This is a genomic window from Streptomyces sp. CB01373, from assembly GCF_002803075.1.
Classification (GTDB): domain Bacteria; phylum Actinomycetota; class Actinomycetes; order Streptomycetales; family Streptomycetaceae; genus Streptomyces.
In genome coordinates this window covers 124,625-138,330 of the sequence record NZ_NNBK01000020.1, presented here as the reverse complement: position 1 = coordinate 138,330, position 13,706 = coordinate 124,625, and the positions used below count along the sequence as shown (strand labels likewise).

Annotated in this window: 14 protein-coding genes and 1 pseudogene; 11 read left to right on the top strand and 4 right to left on the bottom strand. The window is 68.2% G+C overall.

Annotated elements, in window-relative coordinates:
* The first annotated feature begins 17 nt into the window (after nucleotides 1-17).
* Both whiG and CG719_RS29280 read left to right on the top strand, forming a co-directional pair.
* Nucleotides 18-860, top strand: coding sequence for an RNA polymerase sigma factor WhiG (gene whiG / locus CG719_RS29285; protein WP_100571722.1), 843 nt, complete (start codon nucleotides 18-20; stop codon nucleotides 858-860).
* A gap of 75 nt (nucleotides 861-935) precedes the next feature.
* A complete protein-coding gene (locus CG719_RS29280) occupies nucleotides 936-1,493 on the top strand; it encodes a TetR/AcrR family transcriptional regulator (protein ID WP_100571721.1) in 558 nt (185 codons plus the stop codon).
* 50 nt (nucleotides 1,494-1,543) lie between these two features.
* Here the strand turns inward: CG719_RS29280 and CG719_RS29275 are convergent, their stop codons facing one another.
* Nucleotides 1,544-1,999, bottom strand: a complete 456-nt coding sequence (locus tag CG719_RS29275; protein WP_401740126.1) for a murein hydrolase activator EnvC family protein — start codon at nucleotides 1,997-1,999, stop codon at nucleotides 1,544-1,546.
* 518 nt (nucleotides 2,000-2,517) lie between these two features.
* Here CG719_RS29275 and rpsB point away from each other — a divergent pair.
* From rpsB to CG719_RS29245, 6 genes are all read left to right on the top strand, one after another.
* Entirely contained in the window at nucleotides 2,518-3,447 is a 930-nt protein-coding gene (gene rpsB / locus CG719_RS29270; protein WP_100571720.1) for a 30S ribosomal protein S2, read from the top strand.
* 158 nt (nucleotides 3,448-3,605) lie between these two features.
* Complete coding sequence (gene tsf / locus CG719_RS29265; protein WP_100571719.1) at nucleotides 3,606-4,451, top strand: translation elongation factor Ts; 846 nt, start codon at nucleotides 3,606-3,608, stop codon at nucleotides 4,449-4,451.
* Between the two features lie 203 nt (nucleotides 4,452-4,654).
* Nucleotides 4,655-5,413 (top strand): UMP kinase, encoded by a 759-nt coding sequence (gene pyrH, locus CG719_RS29260; protein ID WP_100571718.1) that lies wholly within the window; start codon nucleotides 4,655-4,657, stop codon nucleotides 5,411-5,413.
* A 187-nt stretch (nucleotides 5,414-5,600) separates the two neighbouring features.
* The gene (frr, locus tag CG719_RS29255) at nucleotides 5,601-6,158 is read left to right on the top strand and encodes a ribosome recycling factor (protein WP_100571789.1); all 558 of its coding nucleotides are present in this window, start codon (nucleotides 5,601-5,603) and stop codon (nucleotides 6,156-6,158) included.
* The gene (locus CG719_RS29250; RefSeq protein WP_100571717.1) at nucleotides 6,158-7,348 is read left to right on the top strand and encodes a phosphatidate cytidylyltransferase; all 1,191 of its coding nucleotides are present in this window, start codon (nucleotides 6,158-6,160) and stop codon (nucleotides 7,346-7,348) included. Before frr ends, CG719_RS29250 begins: the two co-directional genes overlap by 1 nt.
* A 491-nt stretch (nucleotides 7,349-7,839) precedes the next feature.
* Entirely contained in the window at nucleotides 7,840-8,148 is a 309-nt protein-coding gene (locus CG719_RS29245; protein ID WP_100571788.1) for a hypothetical protein, read from the top strand.
* An 80-nt stretch (nucleotides 8,149-8,228) separates the two neighbouring features.
* Here CG719_RS29245 and CG719_RS29240 read toward each other — a convergent pair whose 3' ends face one another.
* The gene (locus tag CG719_RS29240; protein ID WP_100571716.1) at nucleotides 8,229-8,531 is read right to left on the bottom strand and encodes a hypothetical protein; all 303 of its coding nucleotides are present in this window, start codon (nucleotides 8,529-8,531) and stop codon (nucleotides 8,229-8,231) included.
* A gap of 550 nt (nucleotides 8,532-9,081) precedes the next feature.
* Between CG719_RS29240 and CG719_RS29235 the strand changes: the two are divergent.
* Both CG719_RS29235 and CG719_RS29225 read left to right on the top strand, forming a co-directional pair.
* A pseudogene (locus CG719_RS29235) lies at nucleotides 9,082-9,395 on the top strand (transposase); the annotation flags it as partial.
* Between the two features lie 764 nt (nucleotides 9,396-10,159).
* Nucleotides 10,160-10,612, top strand: a complete 453-nt coding sequence (locus tag CG719_RS29225) for a hypothetical protein (RefSeq protein WP_100571714.1) — start codon at nucleotides 10,160-10,162, stop codon at nucleotides 10,610-10,612.
* Between the two features lie 354 nt (nucleotides 10,613-10,966).
* Here CG719_RS29225 and CG719_RS29220 read toward each other — a convergent pair whose 3' ends face one another.
* Nucleotides 10,967-11,392, bottom strand: a complete 426-nt coding sequence (locus CG719_RS29220) for a hypothetical protein (RefSeq protein WP_100571713.1) — start codon at nucleotides 11,390-11,392, stop codon at nucleotides 10,967-10,969.
* 98 nt (nucleotides 11,393-11,490) lie between these two features.
* Nucleotides 11,491-12,729: an IS256 family transposase gene (locus CG719_RS29215; RefSeq protein ID WP_100571712.1), complete on the bottom strand. Its 1,239-nt coding sequence runs from the start codon at nucleotides 12,727-12,729 to the stop codon at nucleotides 11,491-11,493.
* Nucleotides 12,730-13,092: 363 nt separating this feature from the next.
* Here CG719_RS29215 and CG719_RS29210 point away from each other — a divergent pair, with 363 nt between their 5' ends.
* Nucleotides 13,093-13,500, top strand: coding sequence for a DUF6193 family natural product biosynthesis protein (locus CG719_RS29210; RefSeq protein WP_234375811.1), 408 nt, complete (start codon nucleotides 13,093-13,095; stop codon nucleotides 13,498-13,500).
* Nucleotides 13,501-13,706: the final 206 nt, after the last annotated feature.

Here is a 13,706-nt window from a genome sequence, read left to right as displayed (position 1 = left end):
ACGACGCAAGGCGACTAATGCCCCAGCACACCTCCGGGCCCGACCGGGCGGCGATCCCCCCAGCCGCCCGTGACGGTGGCAGCGTGCGGCCGCCCGCTCCTTCGACGCTCGAGGAGCTGTGGCGGTCGTACAAGGCGACGGGGGACGACCGGTTGCGGGAGCAGCTGATCCTGCACTACTCGCCGCTGGTGAAGTACGTGGCGGGCCGGGTGAGCGTCGGCCTGCCGCCCAATGTGGAGCAGGCCGATTTCGTCTCCTCAGGGGTCTTCGGGCTCATCGACGCGATCGAGAAGTTCGACATCGAGCGGGAGATCAAGTTCGAGACCTACGCGATCACCCGGATCCGGGGCGCGATGATCGACGAGCTGCGGGCGCTGGACTGGATCCCCCGCTCGGTACGGCAGAAGGCGCGGAACGTGGAGCGGGCGTACGCGACCCTGGAGGCCCGGCTGCGACGTACCCCGACGGAGGTCGAGGTGGCCGCCGAGATGGGCATCGCGGTCGACGAACTGCATGCTGTTTTCAGCCAGTTGTCGCTGGCCAACGTGGTGGCGCTGGAGGAGCTGCTGCATGTGGGCGGCGAGGGCGGCGACCGGCTGAGCCTGATGGACACGCTGGAGGACACCGCCGCCGACAATCCGGTGGAGGTGGCCGAGGACCGGGAGCTGCGGACGTTCCTGGCCCGGGCGATCAACACGCTGCCCGAGCGGGAGAAGACCGTCGTGATGCTCTACTACTACGAGGGACTCACGCTCGCCGAGATCGGCCATGTGCTCGGTGTGACCGAGAGCCGGGTCAGCCAGATCCATACCAAATCGGTGCTCCAGCTGCGGGCGAAGCTGGCGAGCTTCGGCCGCTGACCCGGGCGGAGTCACTCCCGGTCCGGGTGGCACATCCGTAAAGTGGTTGACGTGCCAAGGATTCGAGCGGCCTCCGTGGCCGAGCACCGGTCGATGCAGCGAGCCGCCCTGCTGGACGCGGCGCGGACTCTGCTGTCCGAGGGCGGGACGGAGGCGCTGACCTTCCCGGCCCTTGCGGAGCGGACGGGGCTCGCGCGGTCGTCGGTGTACGAGTATTTCCGGTCGCGGGCCGCCGTGGTCGAGGAGCTGTGCGCGGCCGACTTCCCGGTGTGGGCCGCGGAGGTCGAGGCCGCGATGGCCTCCGTCGACGGGCCCCCGGCCAAGGTCGAGGCGTATGTGCGCAAGCAGCTGGAGCTGGTCGGGGACCGGCGGCACCGGGCCGTCGTGGCGATCTCGGCGAGCGAGCTGGACGCGGGCGCCCGGGAGAAGATCCGGGCCGCCCACGGCGGGCTCGTCGCCATCATCGTGGAGGCGCTCGGCGAGCTGGGCCACGAGCAGCCGCGGTTGGCGGCGATGCTGCTTCAGGGCGTGGTGGACGCGGCGGTACGGCGCATCGAACTGGGCGCCGCGGAGGATCCGGCGTCCATCGCCGAGGCCGCCGTCGCCATGGCCCTGCGCGGCGTCTGCGGCTGACCCCACGGCGAGGCGCCGGTGCCAGGCCCTCCGTGAACAGTGCCGGAGCATCAGGGCAGTGGCACTCCCAGGACCGGGAGCAGTCTCGTTGGTCCGTTCAGGAGCCATGGGGGGAGCAGGAGGAGAGGGTTCAGGTAGGTCTTGCCGCGCAGTAGGCCCCAGTGGATGCACGGGCCTTCGCAATGCCGGCCCGTCGCCTCGACCGTGCCGACGACCGCCCCCGCCGTCACCTCGTCGCCCTGTTTCACCGACGCCCTCACCGGCTCGTACGTCGTCCGAAGCGGTGGTTCGCCGGTGCCGGACAGCTCGATCGACACCACGCCCCTGCCGGCCACCGGGCCCGCGAAGAACACCCGCCCAGCCGCCACCGCCCGGACCTGGGCACCCGGCGGCGCGCTCAGGTCCACGCCCCGGTGCCCGGGCCCGTAGACCGTCGCCGGTGGATCCCAGCCGCGCAACACCCCGGGCCGCACTCCCACGGGCCACACCCGACCCACGGCGGGCACGGGCGGATCCTCTTCCCCGGACCCGGACCCGGACCCAGGACCGACCGGCGTAGTGGGGTGGTCGCCCGCCCAGGTCGTCCATGTCACCGAGCCGGCCAGCGCCGCCGAGGCCGTGAGCGCCATCAGTACCACCGAGGCCACCAGGGCCATTAGGGCCACCGAGGCCGCCGGGGCCGCCGCCCGCCCGGGCAGTAGACGCCGCCGGACGCCGGCGGCCGTCCATCGCATCGCACGCATCCGAAACATGCGCCCACCGTCCCGCACCCCGCCGACCGCGACCGGAACCTGTGGACGACTCACCCATTGTGGACAGCGGCGTCACCCGGCGCCCCGCGGGTCCCGTACACTTCTGGTGGCGACCCGGGTCACTGGGTCGACTTCGCACGCCCCGACACTCCGACCGGCAACGGCCGGTGTCAGCGCCCCTCGGTCCCTCGTGGCACGGCGCACCGCGGGCGTCAGGCGCGGAAGCCGTCCGGCATCCGCGGCACAACCGAGAAACTCAAGGAGATACGGCCATGGCCGTCGTCACGATGCGGGAGCTGCTGGAGAGCGGCGTCCACTTCGGTCACCAGACCCGTCGCTGGAACCCGAAGATGAAGCGCTTCATCTTCACCGAGCGCAACGGCATCTACATCATCGACCTGCTCCAGTCGCTGTCGTACATCGACCGCGCCTACGAGTTCGTCAAGGAGACCGTCGCCCACGGCGGCACGGTCATGTTCGTCGGTACGAAGAAGCAGGCGCAGGAGGCCATCGCCGAGCAGGCCACCCGCGTCGGCATGCCCTACGTCAACCAGCGCTGGCTGGGCGGCATGCTCACCAACTTCTCGACCGTCTACAAGCGCCTGCAGCGCCTGAAGGAGCTCGAGCAGATCGACTTCGAGGACGTCGCGGCCTCCGGTCTGACCAAGAAGGAGCTCCTGGTCCTCTCCCGCGAGAAGGCCAAGCTGGAGAAGACCCTCGGCGGTATCCGCGAGATGCAGAAGGTGCCCAGCGCCGTCTGGATCGTGGACACCAAGAAGGAGCACATCGCGGTCGGCGAGGCCCGGAAGCTCAACATCCCGGTCGTCGCCATCCTCGACACCAACTGTGACCCCGACGAGGTCGACTACAAGATCCCGGGCAACGACGACGCGATCCGCTCCGTCACCCTGCTCACCCGTGTGATCGCCGACGCGGTCGCCGAGGGCCTCATCGCCCGCTCCGGTGTCGCCACCGAGGGCAAGGGCGAGAAGGCCGCGGGCGAGCCGCTCGCCGAGTGGGAGCGCAACCTGCTCGAGGGCGAGAAGAAGGCCGAGGAGGCCCCGGCTGTGGAGGCTCCCACCGAGGAGGCCCCGGCTGTGGAGGCTCCCGCCGAGGAGGCCCCGGCTGTGGAGGCTCCCGCCGAGGAGGCCCCGGAGGCTCCGGCCACCGAGGCTCCGGCCGCCGAGGGCGAGCAGGCCTGACCCGTCAGCGCCAGCGTTGACGGCGGGAGCGGCGACATGAAGTCCGCTCCCGCCGTTCACCCGTAGGTCAGCACCGAGTCGGGAATCTGCATCTACATGTAGACCGCAGACCGTGCAGATCTTCGATCCTCCAGACTTCGAGAAAGATTTACAGACTCATGGCGAACTACACCGCCGCCGACGTCAAGAAGCTCCGTGAGCTCTCCGGCGCCGGCATGATGGACTGCAAGAAGGCGCTGGACGAGGCCGAGGGCAACGTCGAGAAGGCTGTCGAGGCGCTCCGTATCAAGGGCCAGAAGGGCGTCGCCAAGCGCGAGGGCCGCTCCGCCGAGAACGGCGCCGTGGTCTCGATCATCGCCGACGACAACTCCTCCGGTGTCCTCGTCGAGCTGAAGTGCGAGACGGACTTCGTCGCCAAGGGCGAGAAGTTCCAGGCCGTCGCCCGCGAGATCGCCGAGCACGTCGCCAAGTCCTCCCCGGCCGACCTCGACGCGCTGCTCGCCTCCGAGATCGAGGCCGGCAAGACCGTCCAGGCGTTCGTGGACGAGGCCAACGCCAACCTCGGCGAGAAGATCGTCCTGGACCGCTTCGCGCAGTTCTCCGACGGCTTCGTGACCGCGTACATGCACCGCACGATGCCCGACCTGCCCCCGCAGATCGGTGTCCTCGTCGAGCTCGACAAGCAGACCGATGAGAGCGCCGCGGTCGCCAAGGGCATCGCCCAGCACATCGCCGCCTTCGCGCCGAAGTACCTCGCCAAGGAGGACGTGCCGGCCGACATCGTCGAGTCCGAGCGCCGTGTCGCCGAGGAGACCACTCGCGCCGAGGGCAAGCCCGAGGCCGCGATCGCCAAGATCGTCGAGGGTCGTCTGAACGGCTTCTTCAAGGACGCGACGCTGCTCGGCCAGCCCTACGCCCTGGACAACAAGAAGTCGGTCCAGAAGGTTCTGGACGAGGCCGGTGTCACCCTGAAGCGCTTCACGCGCATCAAGGTCGGCATCTGAGTCCACGGTCCGTACCGCGACGGACCCCCGACCCCGATAGGGTCGACAGCAGTCGTCCACGTCACGCGCGTGTGCAGCCACACGCGCGTGACGGACGGCAGCAGATCTGACGAGGAGGCCATTGCCGCTGCATGGGATGCGAATCACGCCCCACCGGCAATGGCCTTCTTCGCATGTGCACCACGTAACAGAGGCGGGATCTCATGACCACCAAGGCCCAGAAGAGCGACGACGGCAAAGTACCCGGCCGGTTTCTGCTGAAGCTGTCCGGAGAGGCCTTCTCCGGCGGCGGGGGCCTGGGAGTCGACCCGGACGTGGTGCACGCCATCGCCCGTGAGATCGCGGCGGTCGTACGCGACGGAGCGGAGATCGCGGTCGTGATCGGCGGCGGCAACTTCTTCCGCGGTGCCGAACTCCAGCAGCGCGGCATGGACCGCGCCCGCTCGGACTACATGGGCATGCTCGGCACCGTGATGAACTGCCTCGCCCTGCAGGACTTCCTGGAGAAGGAAGGCATCGACAGCCGGGTCCAGACCGCCATCACCATGGGCCAGGTCGCCGAGCCGTACATCCCGCTGCGCGCCGTGCGTCACCTGGAGAAGGGCCGCGTGGTCATCTTCGGCGCCGGTATGGGCATGCCGTACTTCTCCACCGACACCACCGCCGCCCAGCGCGCCCTGGAGATCGACGCCGAGGCGCTGCTCATGGGCAAGAACGGCGTGGACGGGGTTTACGACTCCGACCCGAAGGCCAACCCGGACGCCGTGAAGTTCGACTCCCTCGGCTACGGCGAGGTCATCACGCGGGACCTGAAGATCGCCGACGCGACGGCGATCACGCTGTGCCGGGACAACAAGCTCCCGATCGTCGTCTTCGAGCTCCTGAAGGAGGGCAATATCGCCCGCGCCGTCAAGGGTGAGAAGATCGGCACGCTTGTGGGTGACCAGGGCAGCCGGGACTGACCGGCCGACCCCGTACCGCGGGTCGCCGGAAAGAGACCTGTCCGGGCGACGGACGGGACGGACTCCGGCCGGAGGATGGACAATGTCCTGCCGGTCGGGAACCGTGCAGGAAGAACGCGACGAAGCCGGTCGCCGGTCCCGACAGGGAACCGCAGCCGGGCCTACTCAAGACACGCAGGAGCAAGTGGTGATCGAAGAGACCCTCCTCGAGGCCGAGGAGAAGATGGAGAAGGCCGTCGTGGTCGCCAAGGAGGACTTCGCCGCGATCCGCACCGGCCGTGCGCACCCGGCGATGTTCAACAAGATCGTGGCCGATTACTACGGCGCGCCGACGCCGATCAACCAGCTGGCCTCGTTCTCCGTGCCGGAGCCGCGCATGGCCGTCGTGACCCCGTTCGACAAGACCGCGCTGCGCAACATCGAGCAGGCGATCCGCGACTCCGACCTGGGCGTCAACCCGAGCAACGACGGCAACATCATTCGCGTGGTGTTCCCCGAGCTCACCGAGGAGCGCCGCCGCGACTACATCAAGGTCGCCAAGGGCAAGGGCGAGGACGCCAAGGTGTCCATCCGCTCCGTGCGCCGCAAGGCCAAGGACGCCATCGACAAGCTGATCAAGGACGGCGAGGTCGGTGAGGACGAGGGCCGTCGTGCGGAGAAGGAGCTCGACGACACAACCGCGAAGTACGTGGCGCAGGTGGACGAGCTGCTGAAGCACAAGGAAGCGGAGCTGCTCGAAGTCTGATGGACGACACTTCCTGGGGAGCGCCGCGGCAGGCCGGGTACTGGGGGCCCGCGGACGGGCCATCCGCCCATCAGGGGGGACCCGTCCCGGGGGCCGCTCCGGCGGGTGCCGCGTACGATGCGCATGACGCCCAGCGGACCCGCCCCATGCCCGTCGTGCCCGACGCGCCCGCTCACGGCGGAAACCAGGATGACGACCGGGGTGCCGCCCAGCCGGGCGGCGCCTCGTTCCGCGACGACACGCCGCAGCAGCCGCACCAAGCGCCGCAGCCGTGGCCCCACGACACGCCGCAGACACCGTCCTTCCACAGGACGGCGTCGCAGAATCCGGAGCCCATGCCCGACGCCCCGCAGCCGGCGCCCGCGCCGCAGAAGAAGAACGCGGGCCGCGACCTGGGCGCCGCCATAGGCGTCGGCCTCGGACTCGGCGTGGTGATCGTCGTGTCGCTGTTCGTCGTCAAGGCCGTCTTCGTGGGCGTCGTCGCGATCGCGGTCGTGGTCGGCCTGTGGGAGCTCACCAGCCGGCTCCAGGAGCGCAAGGGCATCAAGGCGCCGCTCGTTCCGCTGGCGGTCGGCGGCGCGGCCATGGTGGTCGCCGGGTACGTCCGGGGTGCCGAGGGCGCCTGGGTGGCGATGGCGCTGACGGCGCTCGCGGTCCTGGTCTGGCGCATGACGGAACCGCCGGAGGGCTACCTCAAGGACGTCACGGCCGGCGTCTTCGCTGCGTTCTACGTGCCGTTCCTGGCCACGTTCGTCGCGATGATGCTGACCGCGGACGACGGTCCGCGCCGCGTGCTGACCTTCCTGCTGCTCACGGTCGTCAGCGACACGGGCGCGTACGCCGTCGGCTGGCGTTTCGGCCGGCACAAGCTCGCTCCGCGCATCAGCCCGGGCAAGACCCGGGAGGGCCTGTTCGGCGCGGTGGCCTTCGCGATGGTGGCCGGCGCGCTGTGCATGCAGTTCCTGATCGACGACGGCGTCTGGTGGCAGGGCCTGCTGCTCGGCCTCGCGGTCGCCGTCACCGCCACGCTCGGCGATCTCGGCGAGTCCATGATCAAGCGGGACCTGGGCATCAAGGACATGGGCACGCTGCTCCCCGGCCACGGGGGCATCATGGACCGCCTGGACTCCCTGCTGCCCACCGCACCGGTGGCCTGGCTCCTGCTGGTCCTCTTCGTCGGCTCCGCCTGATCCCACGACCTGCCATCGAGCCCCCACCCGGCGGGTGGGGGCTCGATGCCGTTCCCCGCGGGGAACGAGATTCAGCGGTCGGCTTGCGTCCTGCCGACCACGGGTCGTGCCGCCCTGTAGAGGGTGAACGCTCGATGAGCGGCTTGAGCCGCCAGGAGCGCGAACAAGGTTCCCCCCAGGCATCGCGCAAGAAGGCTCCACCAGTCCATTGCCGGCCCCGCAAGAATCCGCACCGTCCACCAGACGTCGCAGGTCACCATGCCGGCCAGTCCCGCAGCCAGGAGAGCGGCCGTCCACCAGCGCTTGGGCCAACCATCGGTCACGTTTCCCCCCGGGCGAAATCACTCACCATTACCGGCCGTCTCCGGAGTGTGCCACGCCCGCTGCCTGCCCGTTCAGGCAGGAGCAACGGTGTGGCGGGCTGGAGCGTCTGGACGAGTGCCGGTTTCATCTTGGGCCAGGCTGTGTGAGGGGGGCTTGTGGCGCGGGGTATGCGGGAGCAGGACGGTACGGAGCGAGAGCTGAACGCGTACGAGCGGGTGCTCGCTGAGGACCGTCGGGTCGTGCGCGAGATGCTCCGTGTGAGTACCGGCGGTGCCCATGCCGGGCTCGCCATCACGGTCATCGTCGTCGCCTTGATCGCTGCCGTTGGCGGCGCCCAGTGGGCTCTGATGGTCGGTGGAGCGGTCGCGACCTGGTTCGCCGTCGCCCTTTTCGCGGTTGCCCGTGGCGGGCGCCGAGGGCTGGCCGCGGTCACGCGCGCTTACCTCCTGACTTTCGGCTGGGCCAGTTGGCTGTGATGGTCGCAGGCGTTGCATGGCTGGCACGATCATGCCCGCCGGGGGCAGAGTCCCAGGGAACTGGGCCGGTCCGTTTGAACTCAGCCGGACTGCTCGTTCCCCCACCGCGACCACAGCGTCTCGTGCCAGTGGTCGGTGTCGGAAGCGGGACGAGCCACTGAGGGCACCGGCCCAGGGCCCGTCTCGATCAGGTGCACCAGCGTCCAGGCGACGCCGTAACAGTCGTCGGGCCCGAAACACGTGGCCAGCGCCTGTGCCTCCTCCGCCGTAACCGGTCGGGAGATTGCCCGAAGCTGCTCGCAGCGCCTGTCGACTTCTTCTTCACTCCCGTCCCAGTCGGGGAGAGGACCGTCGGCGACGAACGCCTGCACTTCGGGTCTCATGCTCGAATGATCGGCAGCGGTAGCTGTCGTGGCAAGGCGTCTTGGCAGAACTCAGGTTGTCTGATCCTGAGAGCGAAGGGCACTGTGGTCGGCGGTACGTCGGGTGCATGATGATCCAATGACTTCTTGGCTGAGCAGCCGGAGCACATGGTTGCTGGTACCGCTCTTGTGGGCGATCACGCTGACAGCCACCCTGATCGGAATGGCGTTCGTCCGAGCCTTCCTTGAAAACCCGCCTCTGAGGCCCTTCGCTTCTCAACTCCCCGTGACAGTAGGCGGCACTTTCTGCCTCGCCGTGATCAGCGCCAGGGGTTGCGTCGTAGGCGACGGCAGCAAGACCGATGAGGGGGAGCCGGTTGCCGTACAGCACGGCACGATAGGCGCCTGGATCAAGGTGTATCGGTGGTGCGATCGTCGTCCTGGACTCGCGCAGCCGCATCTCTTCTGCGAGGTTGGCCTGCCTCAGGGTCTGGCCGGGCGATCTGGGAACTCTGGCAGAGTAGGTGCCGGTGTCCTCCGCGCCGACAAGCCGGATGACGGCGGTGCGGTCGGCATGGGCCCCGTCCCCGGAGCCGAGTTCGTCGTTGCCGCGGACGACCTCACTGCCTACGCCGACGTCGCGGCCACCCGGCCTCAGCCGCCGGGCTGGTCCCAGTCCCACGCGATTCCGCCGCCACACCAGCAACCTGCACCGCCCCAAGCACTACAGCCGCCGCCTACGCAGAGTCTTCTACCTCTCCGCGCAGACCAGCATCATCCGCGACGGCCTCAACCCTCGCGCGACGCCGCACGAGTGTGCTGTGGTCTCTCCTGCGTGACGACCGAGCCTTCACTCCCACCCCGCCCATCACGCAGACGGCTTGACTCAGCTCGACGACGCAAAGCTGGCAGCGTGGCTGAGGCCGGCGGGGCTCAGCGAGGCACACGCGCGCCTGATCGGTCAGCATGCCCGCCGTCGTGGCCGACTTTCGCCGGCTGAGGCACAAACGATCTCCGAGACGAGAGTGCCGCCCTCACTGGTGGAGGGCGGCCCATGACCTTGACTTGGTCATTGAAACTTCTACCCCAAAGCCGCTCCGCCGACCGCGCGATAGGCTCACCGCCTGTATAGGCAGGCCTCAGAGCAGTAAGGGGGGAGGAGCCGTGCAGCTCACTGTGCACTGGTGGGACCTATGGGCGCCCGTTTCGATGATCGTCCTAAGCGTCATTCTCAGCCGGGCAACTCGTCGGCGGCGGCACAAGCGGCAGACAGCAGTGAAGTGGGGCTCACGGACTCACTGGGAATGGCTGCCGTTCATGTTCGGGCTGACCGTAGCGATCGCGGAGTTCTCGCTCCTTCTTGACGTACCCGATCCTTGGACCGCGATCTCTGACGCGAGTGCCCGTGCGCTCGGCCTCACCACCGTGTTCATGGCCGCCCGGACAGCGTTCATCCTCTTCATGCGCGGCACTCGACACTTGTTCCGACGCCGAGGAGCGGACACCAGTAGCGGTCCGCGATGGTCGACCTGATAAGGATGAGGCCAGATTTCTCGCAGCTGGCATCCGGCACGGCGCCTGGCGGATCACGGCAAGCATGATGCGCCTACCGGCATTCATACATGGGGGAGCCATGAACACCCGCACCATTGCCGTCATCGCGGCCGTCCTGCTCGCTGGGCTGGCCGGCTGCGGAACCGGCCGAGGTCAAGAAGTCGACTACGGATATCCGCACCTCGGTTGAACACCTCCGTGAGGCGATAGACGAAGAGACCAAAGCGGTCAAGGGGGAGAGGGGCGATGTGCGCGCTCAGGCGGAGAATGTCCGCCTCGTCGCGCGGATCGAGTCCACGAACCTCACGAAGTACGCCAGCCGCGCCCCGGCCGAAACGCAACACTTCGCCAACGCCGCAAAAAGCTGGGCGGAGAGCGTCGCCACCGCACGCGAGGCGATGCTCAGCGACCAGGAAACCAGTGCCATCGCCCTCGCCGACTCCATTACCGAGGAACGGTTCATGGACTCGGCCGCCGCGGACCTCCACGTCACACCATGGACGCCGAGGCCCCCGTGGACGCCGAGCCCCGAAGCTGACAGCGAATAACCCAGAAGCCGGGCAGGCCTCAACGATCGCCCCGCCTGCAGTTCGCATCGAGGGGCGCACGCGACACCCCCGCTCGGGCTGTCTCCGGGCCGTGCGGGGATACTCAACCATGACAGATGACGACAGTCGACGACGGCTTCTCCCCCTGCTCGGAAACGGCGCTTCGGGTACCGGCGCAGGTGCTCATCCGTGAAGCAGAGTTGAAGAAGACCAGATCGACATCGTGAGCCCAGGCGCACCGTCCCCAGCAGTGAACGGGTCTCAGACGTTGATCCAGAAGGACTGACCGCATGCGCCCTTAACTCGGTCATTGAAACTCCAACTCAAAGCCGCTCCGCCGACCTAGTGCAATATCTACCTGTATGTCTCCGAGCGGGGTTCCTCAGTGAGCAGGTACAGCCCCAAGTGCTGGCGGAGAAAGCTCTCCAGCCGTGGAAGGCCGATCGCGTCGGCCGGGAGATCACTGGAACGGGGGTGGTAGAGCTCGACCAGCTGGGCCATCAGCTCTTCGTCAAGCACCGGCGCCTGATAGCGATTGATCGTCCCGAGGTAGAAGAGCCAGCTGTGCAGCCGGTTGGCAGGGCAGCGCCCTTGGCCCGCATGCGGATTCTCCGGCTCGTGCTCGTCACCCCAGGAACCGACGTGGAGGTAGGAGGCGCGACGCAAGCCCTCGTCCAGAACCGGGGTCGGATCATCCTTGCAGTTCCAATAGATCCGAGCCTCGTTCTCAGGTATGGGGCTCGGCACGGCCGCCAACCACAGTTGGTAGATCTCCTCCACGGCCGCAGTTTGGCATGCCGGGCCAAGGCGAAGCCTAGTAGTGGGATCACGTTTGCTGAGGTGGTGTATCGACGGCCACTCGGTGATCTCGTTTGAGGCTATGCGGTGAGTTCGGTGGGCAGGACGGTGTCGTCGGTTTCTGACTCGATCGGGTGGAGGCGGGCTTTGGCGAGGAGTTCGCGGCCCATGTAGCGGCGGGCCTCGGTCCACTCGTCGTTCTGCTCGGCCAGGACCGCCCCGACGAGCCGGATCACGGCGGTGCGGTCGGGGAAGATGCCGACCACGTCGGTGCGGCGGCGGATCTCCTTGTTCAGCCGCTCCTGCGGGTTGTTCGACCAGATCTGTCGCCAGATCTCGCGGGGGAAGGCGGTGAAGGCCAGCAGGTCGTGCTGGGCGGCATCCAAGTGGGCTGCGGCCTTGGGGAACTTGGCCTCCAGCGCGTCCAGGACATGCCTCATCTGTGCTTGGACCGCGTCGGTGTCGGGCTGTTCGAAGACCGTCCGCAGCAGTGTGGCCACCCAGGGCTGGGCCGATTTCGGAACCTGGCTGAGCAGATTTCTCGCGTAGTGAGTGCGGCAGCGCTGCCACGACGCACCGGGCAGGACCGCGCCGATGGCGTCGACGAGGCCGGCATGGGCATCGGAGATGACGAGCTGGACGCCGGACAGGCCGCGGGCGATCAGGGAACGCAGGAAGGCGAGCCAGCCGGCGCCGTCCTCGGCGGTGGCGACGTCGATGCCGAGGATTTCGCGGTGTCCGTCGGCGTTGACGCCGACCGCGATCAGCGCGTGGACGTTGATGATCCGGCCGCCTTCTCGGACCTTCTGGGTGAGCGCGTCGACCCAGACGAAGGAGTACGGGCCGGCGTCCAGGGGCCGGTTGCGGAAGGCGGCGACCTGCTCGTCCAGGTGCTTGGCCATCGCGGAGACCTGGGACTTCGACAGCTGGGTGACGCCGAGGGACTCGGCGAGTTTCTCGACTCTGCGGGTGGAGACGCCGAGGAGGTAGGCGGTGGCGACCACCGAGATCAGGGCCTGCTCGGCCCGGCGGCGGCGTTCGAGGAGCCAGTGCGGGAAGTAGCTGCCCTGCCGGAGCTTGGGGACGGCGAGCTCGACCGTGCCGGCGCGGGTGTCCCACTCGCGCGGGCGGTAGCCGTTCCGGTGGTTGACTCTCCCTTCGCTGACCTGCCCGTATTCGGCGTTGCAGAGGGTGTCGGCCTCCGCCGACATGAGCGCGTCGGCGAACGTCTTGACCATCGCGCGCAGCAGGTCCGGACTCGCCGAGGCGAGATTGTCCTCCGCGAGGGCGTGCAGGGGCAGACTGTCGGGTGCGGTCATCGTGCTGATCTCCTTCGAGCCTAGACATCTCGAAGATCAGCCGGTGGCCGTTCTTATATCCGGACCCTCACTCCGACGCCGGGACAAACACCCGGATCAGGTGGGAACCGGTACACCACTTCCCTGGACGCAACCGGCCCGTACCCCGACAGATACGGACTATGAGCGTCGGCTGCGGCGTGAGGCTCATGCCCAGAACGCGGCGGCGAAGCGAGCTGTACAGCAAGGAGGTACAGCAACCACAGCAACCAGCCTCGACCAGTAGCGCCTCCGAGGGGCCATGAAGCGGCCTGTATGACCGTCACCGACTGATCCACATAGAGCTACGGACTAGAAGCTACGGGTGCTGCGCACAATCGCAGTATGACCGACATCGTCGAAGCCGCCTGGCGCAAGATCCTGGCAACCGCCGGCGAGCACACCTGGCCGGATGGCTCGCCGCTCCTGGGGCCGTTCACAGAGATGGTGCGGATGGCCCATGCCGAGCCGCAGCTGCGTCAGCTCTACCCGTGGACGGGCATGTGGGAGCTGCACTTCAGCAGATGCACGGGGTTCCGTCCCACCTGGGACATCCCCTACATCGGTACCCTGAGCGACGGCCGGTACTACGTCGAGGGACCGCGTCGCAACAGCCCGCGGATCGCTGAAACGGACAGAGCACAGGCCGCCGTAGCCATGGTCATCGAGCGACTGCCACCAGGCTGCGGCCCGGCCTTTGTGGGCACTGCCGAGGAGCTGGCGGCTTACGAGAGGGAAGACGGACCCGAGTAGAGCGCAAGATCGATGAGTGCTCCCCGGGCCGTCTGCGGGCCGTCCGCGGGCGGTCAACGACGACCGGTGCCGACCACTGACGACAGTCGTCCGGGTGGACAGCCGCAGGTCACCCAAGTGGATCTGCGACACTGGTACCACCATGCCCAAGCCCGGAGAACTGGCAGTGGCCGGGCAGCAATATGCCCCCTACCAGCGCGTTCGGC